The 13837-nt window shown below is 75.0% G+C and carries 12 protein-coding genes; 10 read left to right on the top strand and 2 right to left on the bottom strand.

The window, feature by feature from the left end; genetic code table 11:
• Window positions 1–71: 71 nt before the first annotated feature.
• From lysA to ACIRD3_RS08765, 6 genes are all read left to right on the top strand, one after another.
• Window positions 72–1466, top strand: coding sequence for a diaminopimelate decarboxylase (gene lysA / locus ACIRD3_RS08790; protein WP_402213355.1), 1395 nt, complete (start codon window positions 72–74; stop codon window positions 1464–1466).
• A 327-nt stretch (window positions 1467–1793) separates the two neighbouring features.
• Window positions 1794–3137 (top strand): extracellular solute-binding protein, encoded by a 1344-nt coding sequence (locus tag ACIRD3_RS08785; protein WP_402213353.1) that lies wholly within the window; start codon window positions 1794–1796, stop codon window positions 3135–3137.
• Entirely contained in the window at window positions 3134–4057 is a 924-nt protein-coding gene (locus ACIRD3_RS08780) for a carbohydrate ABC transporter permease (RefSeq protein ID WP_402213351.1), read from the top strand. The genes ACIRD3_RS08785 and ACIRD3_RS08780 overlap by 4 nt, the downstream gene beginning before the upstream one ends.
• Entirely contained in the window at window positions 4054–4926 is an 873-nt protein-coding gene (locus ACIRD3_RS08775) for a carbohydrate ABC transporter permease (protein ID WP_402213350.1), read from the top strand. Before ACIRD3_RS08780 ends, ACIRD3_RS08775 begins: the two co-directional genes overlap by 4 nt.
• 2 nt (window positions 4927–4928) lie before the next feature.
• The gene (locus ACIRD3_RS08770) at window positions 4929–6650 is read left to right on the top strand and encodes a glycoside hydrolase family 36 protein (protein WP_402213348.1); all 1722 of its coding nucleotides are present in this window, start codon (window positions 4929–4931) and stop codon (window positions 6648–6650) included.
• A gap of 60 nt (window positions 6651–6710) precedes the next feature.
• Window positions 6711–7841 carry a LacI family DNA-binding transcriptional regulator gene (locus ACIRD3_RS08765; protein WP_402213346.1) on the top strand — a complete coding sequence of 377 codons (1131 nt, stop codon included), beginning with the start codon at window positions 6711–6713 and terminating at the stop codon, window positions 7839–7841.
• Between the two features lie 86 nt (window positions 7842–7927).
• Here ACIRD3_RS08765 and ACIRD3_RS08760 read toward each other — a convergent pair whose 3' ends face one another.
• Entirely contained in the window at window positions 7928–8740 is an 813-nt protein-coding gene (locus ACIRD3_RS08760) for a DeoR/GlpR family DNA-binding transcription regulator (RefSeq protein ID WP_402213344.1), read from the bottom strand.
• Between the two features lie 100 nt (window positions 8741–8840).
• On the opposite strand from ACIRD3_RS08760, the gene galT reads away from it, so the two are divergent.
• Together galT and galK are read left to right on the top strand one after the other, a co-directional pair.
• The gene (gene galT / locus ACIRD3_RS08755) at window positions 8841–9947 is read left to right on the top strand and encodes a galactose-1-phosphate uridylyltransferase (RefSeq protein ID WP_402213342.1); all 1107 of its coding nucleotides are present in this window, start codon (window positions 8841–8843) and stop codon (window positions 9945–9947) included.
• Between the two features lie 26 nt (window positions 9948–9973).
• Complete coding sequence (gene galK, locus ACIRD3_RS08750; protein WP_402213340.1) at window positions 9974–11134, top strand: galactokinase; 1161 nt, start codon at window positions 9974–9976, stop codon at window positions 11132–11134.
• Window positions 11135–11156: 22 nt separating this feature from the next.
• Here the strand turns inward: galK and ACIRD3_RS08745 are convergent, their stop codons facing one another.
• Window positions 11157–11819 (bottom strand): NADPH-dependent F420 reductase, encoded by a 663-nt coding sequence (locus ACIRD3_RS08745; RefSeq protein ID WP_402213338.1) that lies wholly within the window; start codon window positions 11817–11819, stop codon window positions 11157–11159.
• A 243-nt stretch (window positions 11820–12062) separates the two neighbouring features.
• Here ACIRD3_RS08745 and ACIRD3_RS08740 point away from each other — a divergent pair, with 243 nt between their 5' ends.
• Together ACIRD3_RS08740 and ACIRD3_RS08735 are read left to right on the top strand one after the other, a co-directional pair.
• Window positions 12063–12881 (top strand): SDR family NAD(P)-dependent oxidoreductase, encoded by an 819-nt coding sequence (locus tag ACIRD3_RS08740; protein WP_402213336.1) that lies wholly within the window; start codon window positions 12063–12065, stop codon window positions 12879–12881.
• Window positions 12882–12973: 92 nt separating this feature from the next.
• A complete protein-coding gene (locus tag ACIRD3_RS08735) occupies window positions 12974–13810 on the top strand; it encodes a helix-turn-helix transcriptional regulator (RefSeq protein WP_402213334.1) in 837 nt (278 codons plus the stop codon).
• Window positions 13811–13837: the final 27 nt, after the last annotated feature.

Raw genomic sequence — 13837 nt, 5'->3', positions numbered from 1 at the left:
GGGACTGACCCCCGGGGCCCGCCCCGAGGCGACGACCCACCCCGCACCACCCATCCGTAGGAGCAGCCGCCATGACCCAGCTCACCGCCCCGTCCGTCCCCTCCCCGGCGGTCGTCCCCTCCTCGGTGACCGCCCCCGCCGGGCGCGTCGGCACCGCCCCCGCCGACGCGCTCGGCGCCCCCTGGCCGGCCTCGGCGCGGTCCGGCCGGGGGGCCGAGGTGCTGGTCGGCGGTGTCGGGCTGGCCGAGGCCGCCGAGCGGTTCGGCACACCGCTGTACGTGCTGGACGAGGGCGAGGTGCGGGCCAGGGCGCGGGCGTACCGGCGGGCGCTGCCGCACGCCGAGGTGCTGTACGCGGCCAAGGCCTTCCTGTGCAGCGCGATGGCGGACTGGGTGGCGGACGAGGGTCTGGGCCTGGACGTCTGCTCGGCCGGGGAGTTGTGGCTGGCGGTGGCGGCCGGCTTCCCGGCGCAGCGGATCCTGCTGCACGGCAACGCGAAGTCCCCGGAGGAGCTGCGGCTGGCCCGGCGGCTGCGGGTCGGGCGGATCGTGATCGACGGTCCGGCGGAGATCGCGCGGCTGGCGGCGCTGGTGGCGGCCGACGCGCCGCAGAAGGTGCTGGTCCGGGTCGTCCCGGGGATCGCGGCCGGCCACCACGCGGCGGTCCGGACCGGGGTCGGCGGGCAGAAGTTCGGCTTCCCGATCGAGGGCGGCGAGGCGGCCGACGCGATCGCCCGGGTGCTCGACCAGCCGGGGCTGGAACTCGCCGGTCTGCACTGCCACCTGGGCTCGCAGATCACCGAGGTCGAGCCGTTCCTGCGGGAGGTGGACGCGCTGGTGAGGCTGCTCGCGGAGGTACGGGAGCGGCATGGCGTCGACCTGCCCGAGCTGGACCTCGGCGGCGGCCACGGCATCCGCTACCTGCCGGGGGACGCCGAGCTGGACCTCGCCGAGTTCGCCGTCCGGGTGACCGACCGGCTGGCGGTGCGCTGCGCGGAGGCCGGCCTGGAGGTACCGCGGCTGCTGGTCGAGCCCGGCCGGGCGATCGCCGGGCCGGCGGCGGTGGCGGTGTACCGGGTGCTGTCGGTGAAGCACGCCGCGGACGGCCGCTGCTTCGCCGCGGTGGACGGCGGCATGGGCGACAACCCGCGCCCGGCGCTGTACGGATCGCCGTACGGCGTGCGGCTTGTGGGCCGTCGCTCGGAGGCGGGCGAGGCGCGGACGGACGTGGTCGGCCGCCACTGCGAGGCCGGCGACGTGCTGGTGCGCGACGCCGCCCTGCCCGCCGACCTGCGCCCGGGCGACGTGCTGGCGATGCCCGCGGCCGGCGCGTACCAGCTGTCGATGGCCTCCGGCTACAACCTGGTCGGCCGCCCGGCGGTGGCCGCGGTGCGGGACGGCCGGGCGCGGCTGCTGATCCGGCGGGAGACGGTGGAGGACTTCCGTGCGCGCGAGGTCGGCCGCTGACGGGTCGACAGCGGGCATCGACCGAGGAGCCGACCGAGGAGCCGGCCGAGGCATCGACAAGGACGTCGGCAGAAGAGTCGACAGGGGCGTCGGCAGAAGAGTCGACAGGGGCGTGGATAACGGAACGGTTGCGGAGCCCGTCCTTCCCGCGCGCAGGTCTTGACGGCGCGGGGAGGGCGGGCGTTTGCTGTGTCCCGCTCGTTGGAACCTGTTCGGTTCTGGTTTGTTGTGTGTGTTTGAACGTTCAAAACACCGCGCAAACACCAAGCCGAGCGTCGAACCCTCCGCCCTCCCGCCGTCCCGCGCCGCTCCATCGAGAGGAATGCAATGTCACACCTTTCCCGTCGCGACCTGTTCCGCGCCTCCGGAGCCGGGTTGCTGACCCTCACCGCCGGCGGCGCCCTCGCGGCCTGCGGGGGCTCCGGCTCGGGGAGCGCCCCGGGCGGGGACGCCGACAGCGGCATCGTCACCGTCTGGTCCTGGGCCACCGCCGCCGACGCCCTGCGCGGCGTCGTCCCGGCCTTCGAGAAGGACAACCCCGGCATCAAGGTCGACGTCCAGGACATCGGCGAACCCGCCATCTGGGACAAGATCACCGTCGGCCTGGCGGCCGGCGGGCAGGGCCTCGGCGACGTCCTGCACATCGGCTGCGACTACCTGCCCGGGTACCTGGAGAAGTTCCCCGGCGGCCTCGCCGACCTCTCCGGCTTCGGCGCCGACGCGCACAAGGACGCGTTCGCCAAGGGCCTGTGGCCGGTCGTCACCGGGAAGGACGGCCACGCCTACGCGCTGCCCTGGGAGGTCAACCCGCTCGGGTTCTTCTACCGCAAGGACTACTTCGACAAGGCCGGCATCGACGTCGACTCCCTCACCACCTGGGACGACCTGATCGCCACCGCCGACCGCTTCAAGGCCGCCAACCCCGGCATCGCCCTGATCGGCCTCAACAAGGCCGCCAACCCCACCCCCGACCTGGACTTCGCGCAGTCCCTGATGCAGCTCCAGGGCGCCTTCTACTTCGACCTGCGGGGGAGGATCACCGTCGGCTCGGAGCCGGCCGTGCGCGCCCTGACCGTCGTCAAGCGGCTGGAGGAGGCCGGGCTGATCGGCGACACCCCCGGGGTGCAGAGCTGGCCGCCCGTGATGAAGGCCGGAAAGCTCGCGGTGGCCGCGATGCCCGTCTGGGTCGCGCACTACCTGGAGAAGAAGTTCCCCGACCAGAGCGGCGACTGGCGCCTCGCCAAGCCCCTGGCGGTCACCCCCGGCGGCAAGCGCACCGCCCTGGTCAACTCCACCCACCTGGCCGTCTCCGCCTCCAGCCCGCGCCGCCGCGCCGCCTGGAGGTTCGTCGAGTACGCGCTCACCCGCCCCGCCTCGGTGAACGCCATGTTCAACGCCGGCGGCGTCTTCCCCGCCCTCACCGCGGCCTACAGCGACCCGCTGTACTCCGCGCCGAGCGCCTTCTACGGTGGTCAGCCCGTGCTCAGGACCTTCGCCGACCTCGCCACCGAGGGCGGCGACCCCACCAACTACTCCGGCGACTACGCCCGCGCCCTCAAGCTCGTCAGCGACGCCCAGACCAAGGTCCTGCTCAAGGCCGCCGACCCGGCCGCCGTCCTCCAGGACGCCGCCAAGCAGCTCGCCCAGCAGACCGGGCGCGGCCTCGCATGACCGCCGCCACCCCGCCCGTCCCCCTCGCCGCGGGAACCGCGCGGTCGCGCCGCGCCCCCCGGTGGCGCCGCACCGCCGTGCCGTACCTGCTGCTCGCGCCCGCCCTGCTCACCTTCGGCGTGTTCAAGGCCTACCCGGTCGTCGACTCCCTGCTGCTCTCCTTCACCACCGGCTCCGGTGCCGCCACCCACGGCGCCGGGCTCGCCAACTACCGCCGCCTGCTGGACGATCCACTGTTCTGGACGGCGCTGCGCAACACCGCCGAGATCCTGGTCGTCCAGGTCCCGCTGATGCTCACGCTGGCCGTGCTGACGGCCGTCGGGATCAACTCCGCGCTGGTGCGGTGGCGTTCGGTGTGGCGGCTGGGCGTCTTCATGCCCTCGGTCACCGGACTGGTCGCCACCGGCGTGATCTTCGCCTTCCTGCTCAGGGCCGACGACGGCGCGGTCAACCGGCTGCTGGACGCCGTCGGCCTGCCCACCGCCGACTGGCTGGGGCAGCCGTTCTGGGCCCGGATGGCCGTCGTCCTGGTGCTCACCTGGCACTACACCGGCTACAACGCCGTGATCTACCTCGCCGGACTGCAGTCCATCCCCCGGGAGTTGTACGAGGCGGCGATGGTCGACGGGGCCGGACCGCTGCGCCGCTTCACCGCGATCACGCTGCCCGGCCTGCGCCCGGTGCTGCTCTTCACGCTCGTCCTGTCCACCATCGGCACGCTCCAACTCTTCGACGAGCCGTACGTGTTGACCGGCGGAGGCCCGGACAACGCGACCCTCACCGTCTCCATGTACCTGTACCAGAACGGCTTCCGGTACTTCGACTTCGGCTACGCCTCCGCCATCGCGTACGCGCTCACCCTGCTGGTGTCGGTGCTCGGCGCGGTCCAGATGCGCCTGATGGGAGAGCGGGAGACATGACCCCCACGCGTGTGGACCCCGGGCGCGCGGGGACCGGGCGCCCGGCCCTCCGGAAGCTGCGTGGCTGGCCGCTGACCCTGCTGCTGGCCGGCGTCACCGGGCTGTCCGTCGGCCCCTTCTCCTGGCTGGTGATCGCCGCCACCCGCAAGGACACCGAGATCTTCGACTGGCCGCCCGCGCTGCTGCCCGGCGGGAGCCTCGGCGAGAACCTCGGCCACCTCCAGCACAAGATCGGCCTGCTCCGGGTGGTCGGCAACTCCCTGCTGGTGGCCGGGGTCCAGACCCTCGGCGCTCTGGTGGTGGCACTGCTGGCCGGCTACGCCTTCGCCAAGTTCCGCTTCCGCGGCCGCACCCTGCTGTTCGCGCTGCTGCTGTCCACCCTGGTGGTGCCCGAACAGGTCATGCTGGTGCCGCTGTTCACGATGATGACGGACTTCGGCCTGCTGGACACCTACCAGGCGCTGATCCTGCCGGGGCTGTGCGTGCCCTTCGCCGTCTTCCTGATGCGGCAGTCGCTGAGCAGCCTGCCGGACGAGCTCCTGGACGCCGCCCGGGTCGACGGCGCGGGCGAACTCCGGGTGCTGTTCGGCGTGGTGGTGCCGGTCATGCGACCGGTGCTGGCGGCCCTGTCGATCTTCCTCTTCCTGGGCTCCTGGAACCAGTTCGTCTGGCCGCTGATCGCCCTGCGCAGCCCCGAGATGCACACCCTGCCGGTCGCCCTGGCCACCCTGCAGGGCAACAAGTCCAACACCGACTACGGCGCGATCCTCTCCGGCACCGCGCTGTCCACCCTGCCGATGATGGTCCTCTTCCTGGTCCTGCAGCGGCAGTTCATCTCCGGCCTGCTGGCCGGCGCGACGAAGGGCTAGGCATGACGGAGAGCACGTTCGACATCTGGGAGCCGCACGCCCCCACCCCCGCCGGTGGCCTGCGCCCGCTGCACGCCCAGGGGCTGGACCTGCGGGTGAGCGGCGCCGCCACCGCCCGGGAGCTCGCCGACGGCGTGGTGGAGGTGAGCGCCGAGGGCGCCGGACCGGTCCGGATCGAGTGGCGGGTGCCGTGCGTCGACGCCACCGCCTTCTGGACGCCCGAGCCGCGCGGCACCGCCCGGCTGCCGGCCGCCTGGAGCGCCCCGTGCCGTACCGGCCTGGCCGAGGGCGCGCCGATCGCCGCCCTGGTCGGCACCGGGGACGTCACGCTCTGCGCCTTCGCCGCCGGGCGTCCGGACGTGCTGGCCGGGGCCGGCGTGGTCGAGGAGAGCGGGCAGTTCCGGTTCTGGGCCCAGGCGACCGACCGGCTCACGGTACGGATCGACACCTCGCGCCGGCACTACGCCCGCAGCCTGGCCGACCTGGCCGCCTGGTGGGGCGAGGGCCGCACCGTGCACATCCCCGAGGCGGCCCGCCGTCCCGCCTACTCCACCTGGTACGCGATGCACCAGGACGTCTCGCCCGAGGGCGTCGAGACCCAGGCCGCCCTCGGCAAGGAGCTCGGCCTGGACGTGATCATCGTGGACGACGGCTGGATGACCGCCGACCGCACCCGCGGCTACGCCCACTGCGGCGACTGGGAGCCGGTCTCGCTGCCCGACACCGCCGCCCACGTGCGGCGCGTCCACGACCTCGGGGTGCGCTACCTGCTCTGGTACGCGCTGCCGTTCATCGGCAAGGACAGCGCCGCCCACGAGCGGATCGGCCGCTACGCGCTCGCCGACGCGGCCCACCTGGGCGCGGTCGTGGCCGACCCCCGCTACCCCGCCGTCCGGGAGTTCCTCACCGACCGGCTGGCCCGCGCCGTCGAGGAGTGGGGCATGGACGGCCTCAAGATCGACTTCGTCGACCGGTTCGCCCGGGCCGACGCGCCGCACCCCTCACCCGAGGCGGACTGCGCGAGCGTGGACGAGGGCGTGGAGCGGCTGCTCGCCGCGATCCGCGCGCGGATCACCGCCGCGAACCCGGAGGCGATGGTCGAGCACCGCCAGCCGTACGTGAGCCCGGGCCTGTGGCCGTACGTCACCATGATCCGCGCCACCGACTGCCCGCTCAGCCCGCAGGAGAACCGGCAACGGACCATCGACGTGCGGCTCGCCGCCGGGCCCGTCCCGGTGCACGCCGACATGCTGATGTGGCACCCGGCCGAGCCGCCCGAGCAGGTCGCCTGCCACCTGATCAACGCGCTGTTCTCCGTCCCGCAGGTCTCCGTCGACCTCACCGCGCTGACCGACGGGCAGCGCGAGGCGCTCGCCTTCTGGCTCGGCGTCGTCCGCGAGCACACCGCGACCCTGCAGCTCGGCGAACTGCTGCCGGCCCGCCCCGACCTCGGCTACCCGCTGGTCACCGCGCGCGGTGCCGACACCGTCGCCGTCGCCCGCTACGCGGCCCTGCCGGTGGACGCCTCCGGCGCGGGCTGGCGCACCCTCCTGGTGGCCAACGCCGACGCCGACCCCGGGGTCCGGCTCACCGGCGGCAGCGGGACGGCCGCGCTGACCGTGCAGGACGCCCGAGGGCGTATCGTCCGGCAGGGCGAGGTCGAGCTGGACCGGGCGGACGCGATCCCCGTGCCGCGCGGCGGCCTGCTGACCCTGCGCCGCTGACCGCGCCCCTCGGCCTGACCGCCCAGGGCCGTCGGGGCCCGAGCACGCTTGGAGGACCGGATGACCGAGGGACCGCAGCGAGCCCGCCGCGGCGCCACCACGATCGAGGAAGTCGCCCGCGCGGCCGGAGTCTCCCGGCAGACCGTCTCCAACGCGCTCAACGCCGCGCACCGGGTCCGTCCGGAGACGCTGGAGCGGGTGCGTGCGGCGATCCGCGAACTCGGCTACCAGCCCGACCAGTCGGCCCGCTCACTGCGCAGCGGCGCCCGGCGCACCCTCGGCTACCTCGTCCCGGTGGACGACCCGCTCGACCCCAACCCGCTGATGGCCGGCTTCCTGGAAGCCCTGGTCGACGCGGCCGGGGCCGAGGGGCAGCGGGTGCTGCTGTTCCGGCCCGGGCCGGGCAGCACCGACCCGGTGGCCGCGATCGACGAACTGGTGGCGGCCCGTCAGGTGGACGGACTGGTGCTGGCGGACGTGCTGCGCGAGGACGCCCGGATCGCCCACGTGGCCGGGCTCGGCGTGCCCTTCGTCAGCTTCGGCCGCACCGGCCCGGGCGAGCCGCAGCACTGGGTGGACATCGCCAACGAGGCGGCGATGGCCGAGGTGGTGCGGCACCTCGCGGCGCTCGGCCACCGACGGATCGGCTACCTCGGGGCCGCCGAGGAGCTGCCCTGGATGGCCGCGCGGCGGGCGGGCTTCCTCGCCGAGGCCGGCCGGCTGGGGCTGGCCGCGTCCGCGGTGGCGGTGCCCGGAACGGGGACGGGAACGGGGACGGTCGGGGTGGAGGGGACGGCGCGACCGGCTTCGGCGGTCGGCACCGGGCGGGCCGTGACCGATCCCGAGGTGCCCGCGCCCCCGTCGGCGGTCACCGCCGTACGGGCGCTGCTGCGCGGGCCCGACCGTCCCACCGCCGTCGCCGCGGGCAGCGACCTGCTGGCCCTGGACGCGTACGAGGCGGTGCGGGCGGAGGGGCTGGTGGTCGGGCCGGGCGGCGTGGCCGTCACCGGCTTCCACGACACGCCGCTCTGCCGCCACCTGTACCCGGCCCTGACCTCCGTCCGGCTGCCGCTGCGGGAGATCGCCGCCGCGCTGGTCGGCCGGCTGTTGGGCCAGGTGCGCGGGGAGGGGGCGCCGGACGCGGGCTGGGAGCTGCCGACCGAGCTGGTGGTGCGGGGGAGCAGCGGGTAGCGGTGCGGGGGACCGGTCGGTGCCGGTTGCCGGTTGCCGGTTGCCGGGTGTGCGGTGCCGGGTGCCGGGCGCCCGCCACCGGCCGGTCAGTCCTCCGCCACCGGTACGACGATCAGCTCGCCGACCAGCCGGGCGGCCGCCGCCCGCCGTTCGACGGGCAGGGCGTCGTCGGTGACCAGGACGTCCAGCTGCTCCAGGGCGGCGAAGGAGGCCAGGCCGACCGCGTCCCACTTGGTGTGATCGGCCACCACGACGACCCGACGGGCGGACCGCAGGAAGGCCCGGTTGGTCTCCGCCTCGGCCAGGTTCGGGGTGGTCAGCCCGGCCTCGGGGGAGAGTCCGTGGCAGCCCAGGACCAGCAGGTTGACGTGCAGCGAGCGGATCGCCCGGTCGGCCACCGGCCCGACCAGCGCGTCGGAGGGGGTCCGGACGCCGCCGGTGCGGATCACCGTCGCGCTGGCGGGGCTGCCGTCCTCGCCGGGCTGTTCGAGGAGGTCGGCGGTCCGCAGCGAGTTGGTCACCACGGTGAGGCCCTCGACCGCGCGCAGGTGTCGGGCGACCGCGAAGGCGGTCGTCCCGCCGGCCAGGGCGACGGCCGAGCCGGGCGGCACCAGCGCGGCGGCCGCCCGGGCGATCGCCTCCTTGGCGGGCAGCTCCCAGCGCGCCTTGGTCTCGAACCCGGGCTCGCCGGTGGCCGGCGCCTCGATCCGGACCGCGCCGCCGTGCACCTTGTGCACCAGGCCGCGGCGGGCCAGCGCGTCCAGGTCCCGGCGGACGGTCATGTCGGACACCCCGAGGTCCCGGACCAGCTCGGCCACCCGGACGCCGCCGCGGGCCCGGACCTGCTCCAGGATCAGCACCCGGCGCTGCCCGGCGAGCGGGTGGGCGCGGTCAGCCACCGTCGACCCCCTTCGACCATTTTCCCTGCGCGGTTCTGGTGGATAATGTTTGAGATTGTAGCTTTCTGTTGATTCCAATGGCTCCACTCGGAGGAAGGCCATGCCCGGGACGACCCTGGCCCAGCCCGCCGTCAGGACTGTGACCACCCTCGCGGACGGTCGGCAGCTGATCTACTACGACCGCGGCGCCGCCGCGCCCCGCAACGCCGTCGACCGGCGCCCGCTGGACCCGCAAGCCCCCGGCTCCGAGGTCCGGCTCGACCCGGCCACCGGCGACTGGGTCACCATCGCCGCCCACCGCCAGGCCCGCACCTACCAGCCCCCCGCCGAGGAGTGCCCGCTCTGCCCGTCCCGGGACGGACGGCTCAGCGAGATCCCGGCCGAGGACTACCAGGTGGCGGTCTTCGAGAACCGCTTCCCCTCGCTGGCCGGGCCGCCCGCCGACCCCGCCCGGGAAGCCGACGGCCTGTGGACCACGGGCCCCGGCGCCGGCCGCTGCGAGGTGGTCTGCTTCACCGCCGACCACGACGCCTCCTTCGCCGACCTCACCCCCGAGCGGGCCCGCCTGGTGCTGGACGCCTGGACCGACCGCACCGCCGAACTCGCCGCCCTGCCGGGGGTCCAGCAGGTCTACTGCTTCGAGAACCGGGGCGCCGAGATCGGCGTCACCCTCGCCCACCCGCACGGCCAGGTCTACGCCTTCCCCTTCACCACCCCGCGCACCGCCCGGGCGGCCGCCCGGGCCGCCGAACACCGCGCCGCCACCGGCCGCAACCTCTTCGACGACCTCCTGGCCGCCGAACGCGCCCACGGGGACAGGGTGGTGCTCGCCGGAGCGCACTGGACGGCCTTCGTCCCCTTCGCCGCCCGCTGGCCGTACGAGGTGCACCTCTACCCGCACCGGCGGGTGCCCGACCTGACCGCCCTGGACGAACCGCAGCGCGCCGAGTTCCCGCACCTCTACCTGGAGTTGCTGCGCCGCTTCGACCGGCTCTTCGGCACCGGCCGCACCCCGTACATCTCCGCCTGGCACCAGGCGCCCACCGGGCAGCGGGAAGAACTCGCCCTGCACCTGGAGCTGTTCACCATCCGGCGCACCGCCGACAAGCTCAAGTACCTGGCGGGCGTGGAGTCCGGCATGGACGCCTTCGTCAACGACGTCACCCCCGAGGACGCGGCCCGCCGGCTGCGGGAGGTCGCCCCGTGAACCCGAGTCCCGTGAACCCGAGTCCCGTGAACCCGCTTCCGAGGAACCCCGCCCCCGCCCCCGACTTCGCCGAGCTGTACGGCCGCGCCCCCGAAGGGGAGTGGGCGGCCCCCGGCCGGGTCAACCTGATCGGCGAACACACCGACTACAACCTGGGGTTCGTGCTGCCGATCGCCCTCCCGCAGACCGTCCGGGTCGAGGCGGCCCGTCGGGACGACGGGCTGCTGCGGGTCTGGTCGGCCCAGGGCCGGGGACCGGTCGCCGAGCTGCGCGTCGCCGACCTCGTCCCCGGCTCGGTGCCCGACTGGACCGCCTACCCGGCCGGCGTCGTGTGGGCCCTGCGCGAGGCCGGGCACGAGGTCGGCGGCGCCGACCTCCGGCTGGACAGCGACGTCCCGAGCGGCGCCGGGCTGTCCTCCTCCGCCGCCCTGGAGTGCGCCGTCGCCACCGCCTACGCGGACCTGCACGGGCTGGGCCTCGCCGCGTCCGACCTCGCCCTGCTCGCCCAGCGGGCCGAGAACGCCTTCGTCGGCGTGCCCTGCGGGATCATGGACCAGATGGCCTCGATGTGCTGCCGCCCCGGCGCCGCGCTCTTCCTGGACAGCCGGGACCTGTCGACGCGTCAGGTGCCGGTCGACCTCGCGGGCGCGGGACTCGCCCTGCTGGTCCTGGACACCCGGGTCAAGCACGACCTCGGGGACGGCGCGTACGCCGCCCTGCGGGCCGGCTGCGAACGGGCGGCGGAGCTGCTCGGGCTGCCCGCGCTGCGCTCGCTGCAGCCCGTCGGGCTCGCCGCCGCGCTGGCCGGACTCCCGGCGGAACTGGCCCCGTTGGTGCGCCACGTGGTCACCGAGAACGCGCGGGTGGAGGCGGCCGTCGCCCACCTGGACGCCGGCCGCCTCGCCGCCCTCGGCCCGATCCTCACCGCCGGCCACGCCTCGCTGCGCGACGACTTCCGGATCTCCTGCCCGGAGACCGACCTCGCCGTCGACGCCGCCGTCGCCGCGGGCGCCCTCGGCGCGCGGATGACCGGCGGCGGCTTCGGCGGCTCGGTCATCGCGCTGGTGGACGCGGCCGAGGCCGAGCGCATCGCCGCCGAGGTCACCGCGGCCTTCCGGTCCGCCGGGTACGCCGAGCCGCGCACCCTCACCGCCGTCCCGGCCGAGGGGGCGCGCCGGCTCCGCTGATCAGGGCGTGCTCAGGGGGCGCTCAGGCCCGGTGCGCCGCCGGGCGCTCGGGGGACGCCTCCGCGAGCGCCCGGGTCACCGCCGCCACCCCGGCGCGCAGCCCGTACACCGGGGTGGCCGGCTGCTGGCGCCAGGACTCGTCGAGGCCGCCCGCGTCCACCGTGTCGAAGCCCAGCTCGTCGACCAGGGCCCGGACGACCCGCTTGGCCGCCTCGTCGTCCCCCGCGACCGGCACGGCGAGCCGCTCCGGGTCGCCCGCCGGGCGCGGGCGGTCCAGCAGGTCCTGCGCGTAGGTGCCGTTGAACACCTTCACGACCGGGTGCTTCAGGTGCTGCTCCGTCCACCGGCTCTCGGTGAGCCCGCCGTCCTCGATCGCGTCGATCCGGCCGTCGCGCTCCTTCGGGTAGTAGTTGCCGGTGTCGATCACGGCCACGCCCTCGGCGGCCTCGTCGAACAGCCCGGCGGGCAGGTCCGGCACGTTCTTCAGCGGGACGGTCACCACCACGACCTGCGCGCCGCGCGCCGCCTCGGCGACCGGTACCGCCTTGGCGCCGGTCTCCTCGACCAGCTCCTTCAGGGTCTCCGGCCCGCGCGAGTTGGCGACCGAGACGTCGTGCCCGAGCGCGGTCAGCCGCCGGGTCAGGTTGCCGCCGATGTTGCCCGCGCCGATGATGCCGATCTTCATGGGAAGCCCCTCGTCTGCGAGTCCTGCGAGTGCTGCGGATGCTGCGAGTCCTGCGAATGCCGCAGTCCGGTGGATTCCGCGGATGCTGCGAACTCCGCGGGGTCCGTAACGGGTCGTCGGGCCCGTCGCCTCGGACCAACCACGCGGTGCCCGCCGCGATTCCCGGCTCCAGGGTGGTTCTCCGGGACCAGGGGTGACGGCGGGCCTGGCTCCGTCGTGAAGCGCGCCGCGAGGGTGGGTGCCATGACCACGAACCACACCCCGTCCTCCTCCCCCGGTTCCTCCACCGACCCCTCCTCCGGCTCCCGCGACACCACCGTCCTCGTCACCGGCGGCACCAGCGGCATGGGCCTCGCCACCGCCCGCCGGCTCCTCGACGACGGCACCCGGGTCGTCATCACCGGCCGTGACGACGCCCGACTCGCCCGCGCCGCCCGGCAGCTCGCCGGCGGCGACCGGCTGCTCACCGTGCGCGCCGACGCCTCCGTCCCGGCGGACCTCGCGCGGCTGGCCGCCACCGTCCGCGAGCGGTACGGCAAGCTCGACGGCGTCTTCGCGAACGCGGGCGTCGGCGTGTTCCGGCCGTTGGAGGACGTCACCGAGGCCGACGTCGACCGGCTCGTGGGCACCAACCTCAAGGGCGTCCTCTTCACCGTCCAGCACGCCCTGCCGCTGCTGGAGGCGGCCGGCGGCGGCTCGGTCGTCCTCAACGCCTCCTGGACCCCGCACCGCGGCCTGCCCACCGCGGCCGTCTACGCGGCCACCAAGGCGGCCGTCCTCAGCCTCGCCCGCACCCTCGGCAGCGAACTCGCGGGGCGCCGGATCCGGGTCAACTCCGTCAGCCCCGGCTACATCGTCACCGAGATGTTCCACGCGGCGATCCCGGACCCGGCCGACCACGGGCCGATCCGCGCCCGGGTCCCGCTCGGCCGGCTCGGGACCGCCGAGGACGTCGCGGAGACCGTGGCCTTCCTGCTCTCCGACCGCTCCTCCTACATCACCGGGCAGGACATCGTGGTCGACGGCGGCCTCGTCCCCGCCTTCCCGTCCCTGACCGGCTGACGCCGGTGCCGTGTCGTCGCTGCTCGTCCCCGCTCGTGCCTGGTCCTGCCAGGACCAGGCACGAGCGGGAACAGCCGGGCGAGAATCACCCCGTGAACCAGAGCAGCGCCCTGAGCGAATTCCTCCGTACCCGCCGCGCCCGGCTGCAGCCCGAGGACGTCGACCTCCCCGACTACGGCGGCCGCCGCCGCGTCGCCGGACTGCGCCGCGAGGAACTCGCCCACCTCGCCGGCGTCAGCGTCGACTACTACACCCGCCTCGAACAGGGCCGCGTCGGCAACCCGTCCGAGGCCGTCCTCGACGCCGTCGCCCGCGCCCTGCGCCTGGCCCCCGCCGAGTCCGGCCACCTGCACCGCCTCGCCCGCCCCGCCGCCCGCCCGCGCCGCCCCGCGGTCCGCCAGCAGCCCCGCCCGTCCCTGCTGCACCTGCTCGACCGACTCGACCACACCCCGGCCCTGGTGATGGGCCACCGGATGGACATCCTCGCCTGGAACCGCGCCGCCACCGCCCTCTTCGGCGACTACGCCGCCCTCCCCGCCGAGGAGCGCAACATCGCCCGGATCACCTTCCTCGACCCCGCCTCCCGCGAGCTCTACGCCGACTGGGCCACCTGCGCCCGGGAGAACGTCGCCTTCCTCCACCTGGAAGCCGGCCGCCGTCCCGACGACCGCCTCCTCGCCGAACTCGTCGGCCGGCTCTGCCTCTCCAGCGAGGAGTTCAACGCCTTCTGGGCCGAACACCCGGTCGCCGACAAGACCTCCGGCCGCAAGGTCTTCCACCACCCCGTCGCCGGCACCCTCGACCTCGCCTACGACACCCTGCGCCCCGCCGACGACCCCGGCCAGGCCCTCGTCACCTACACCGCCGACCCGGGCACCCCGTCGGACGACGCCCTGCGGCTGCTGCTGTCCTGGGCGGCCTCCCGCTGAGCCCGGCGGCGGACCGGGCGGAGCGGG

The organism is Kitasatospora sp. NPDC093550, assembly GCF_044764985.1.
In the GTDB taxonomy this organism is placed as follows: Bacteria; Actinomycetota; Actinomycetes; order Streptomycetales; family Streptomycetaceae; genus Kitasatospora.
Note: the sequence above shows the minus strand (reverse complement) of the source record. Positions and strands in the feature narration are given on the sequence as shown.

Bases quoted from the DNA above. Each gene is read 5' to 3' on its own strand.
- lysA (WP_402213355.1), top strand. From the start codon at position 72: ATGACCCAGCTCACCGCCCCGTCCGTCCCCTCCCCGGCGGTCGTCCCC.
- ACIRD3_RS08785 (WP_402213353.1), top strand. From the start codon at position 1,794: ATGTCACACCTTTCCCGTCGCGACCTGTTCCGCGCCTCCGGAGCCGGG.
- ACIRD3_RS08780 (WP_402213351.1), top strand. From the start codon at position 3,134: ATGACCGCCGCCACCCCGCCCGTCCCCCTCGCCGCGGGAACCGCGCGG.
- ACIRD3_RS08775 (WP_402213350.1), top strand. From the start codon at position 4,054: ATGACCCCCACGCGTGTGGACCCCGGGCGCGCGGGGACCGGGCGCCCG.
- ACIRD3_RS08770 (WP_402213348.1), top strand. From the start codon at position 4,929: ATGACGGAGAGCACGTTCGACATCTGGGAGCCGCACGCCCCCACCCCC.
- ACIRD3_RS08765 (WP_402213346.1), top strand. From the start codon at position 6,711: ATGACCGAGGGACCGCAGCGAGCCCGCCGCGGCGCCACCACGATCGAG.
- galT (WP_402213342.1), top strand. From the start codon at position 8,841: ATGCCCGGGACGACCCTGGCCCAGCCCGCCGTCAGGACTGTGACCACC.
- ACIRD3_RS08745 (WP_402213338.1), bottom strand. From the start codon at position 11,819: ATGAAGATCGGCATCATCGGCGCGGGCAACATCGGCGGCAACCTGACC.
- ACIRD3_RS08740 (WP_402213336.1), top strand. From the start codon at position 12,063: ATGACCACGAACCACACCCCGTCCTCCTCCCCCGGTTCCTCCACCGAC.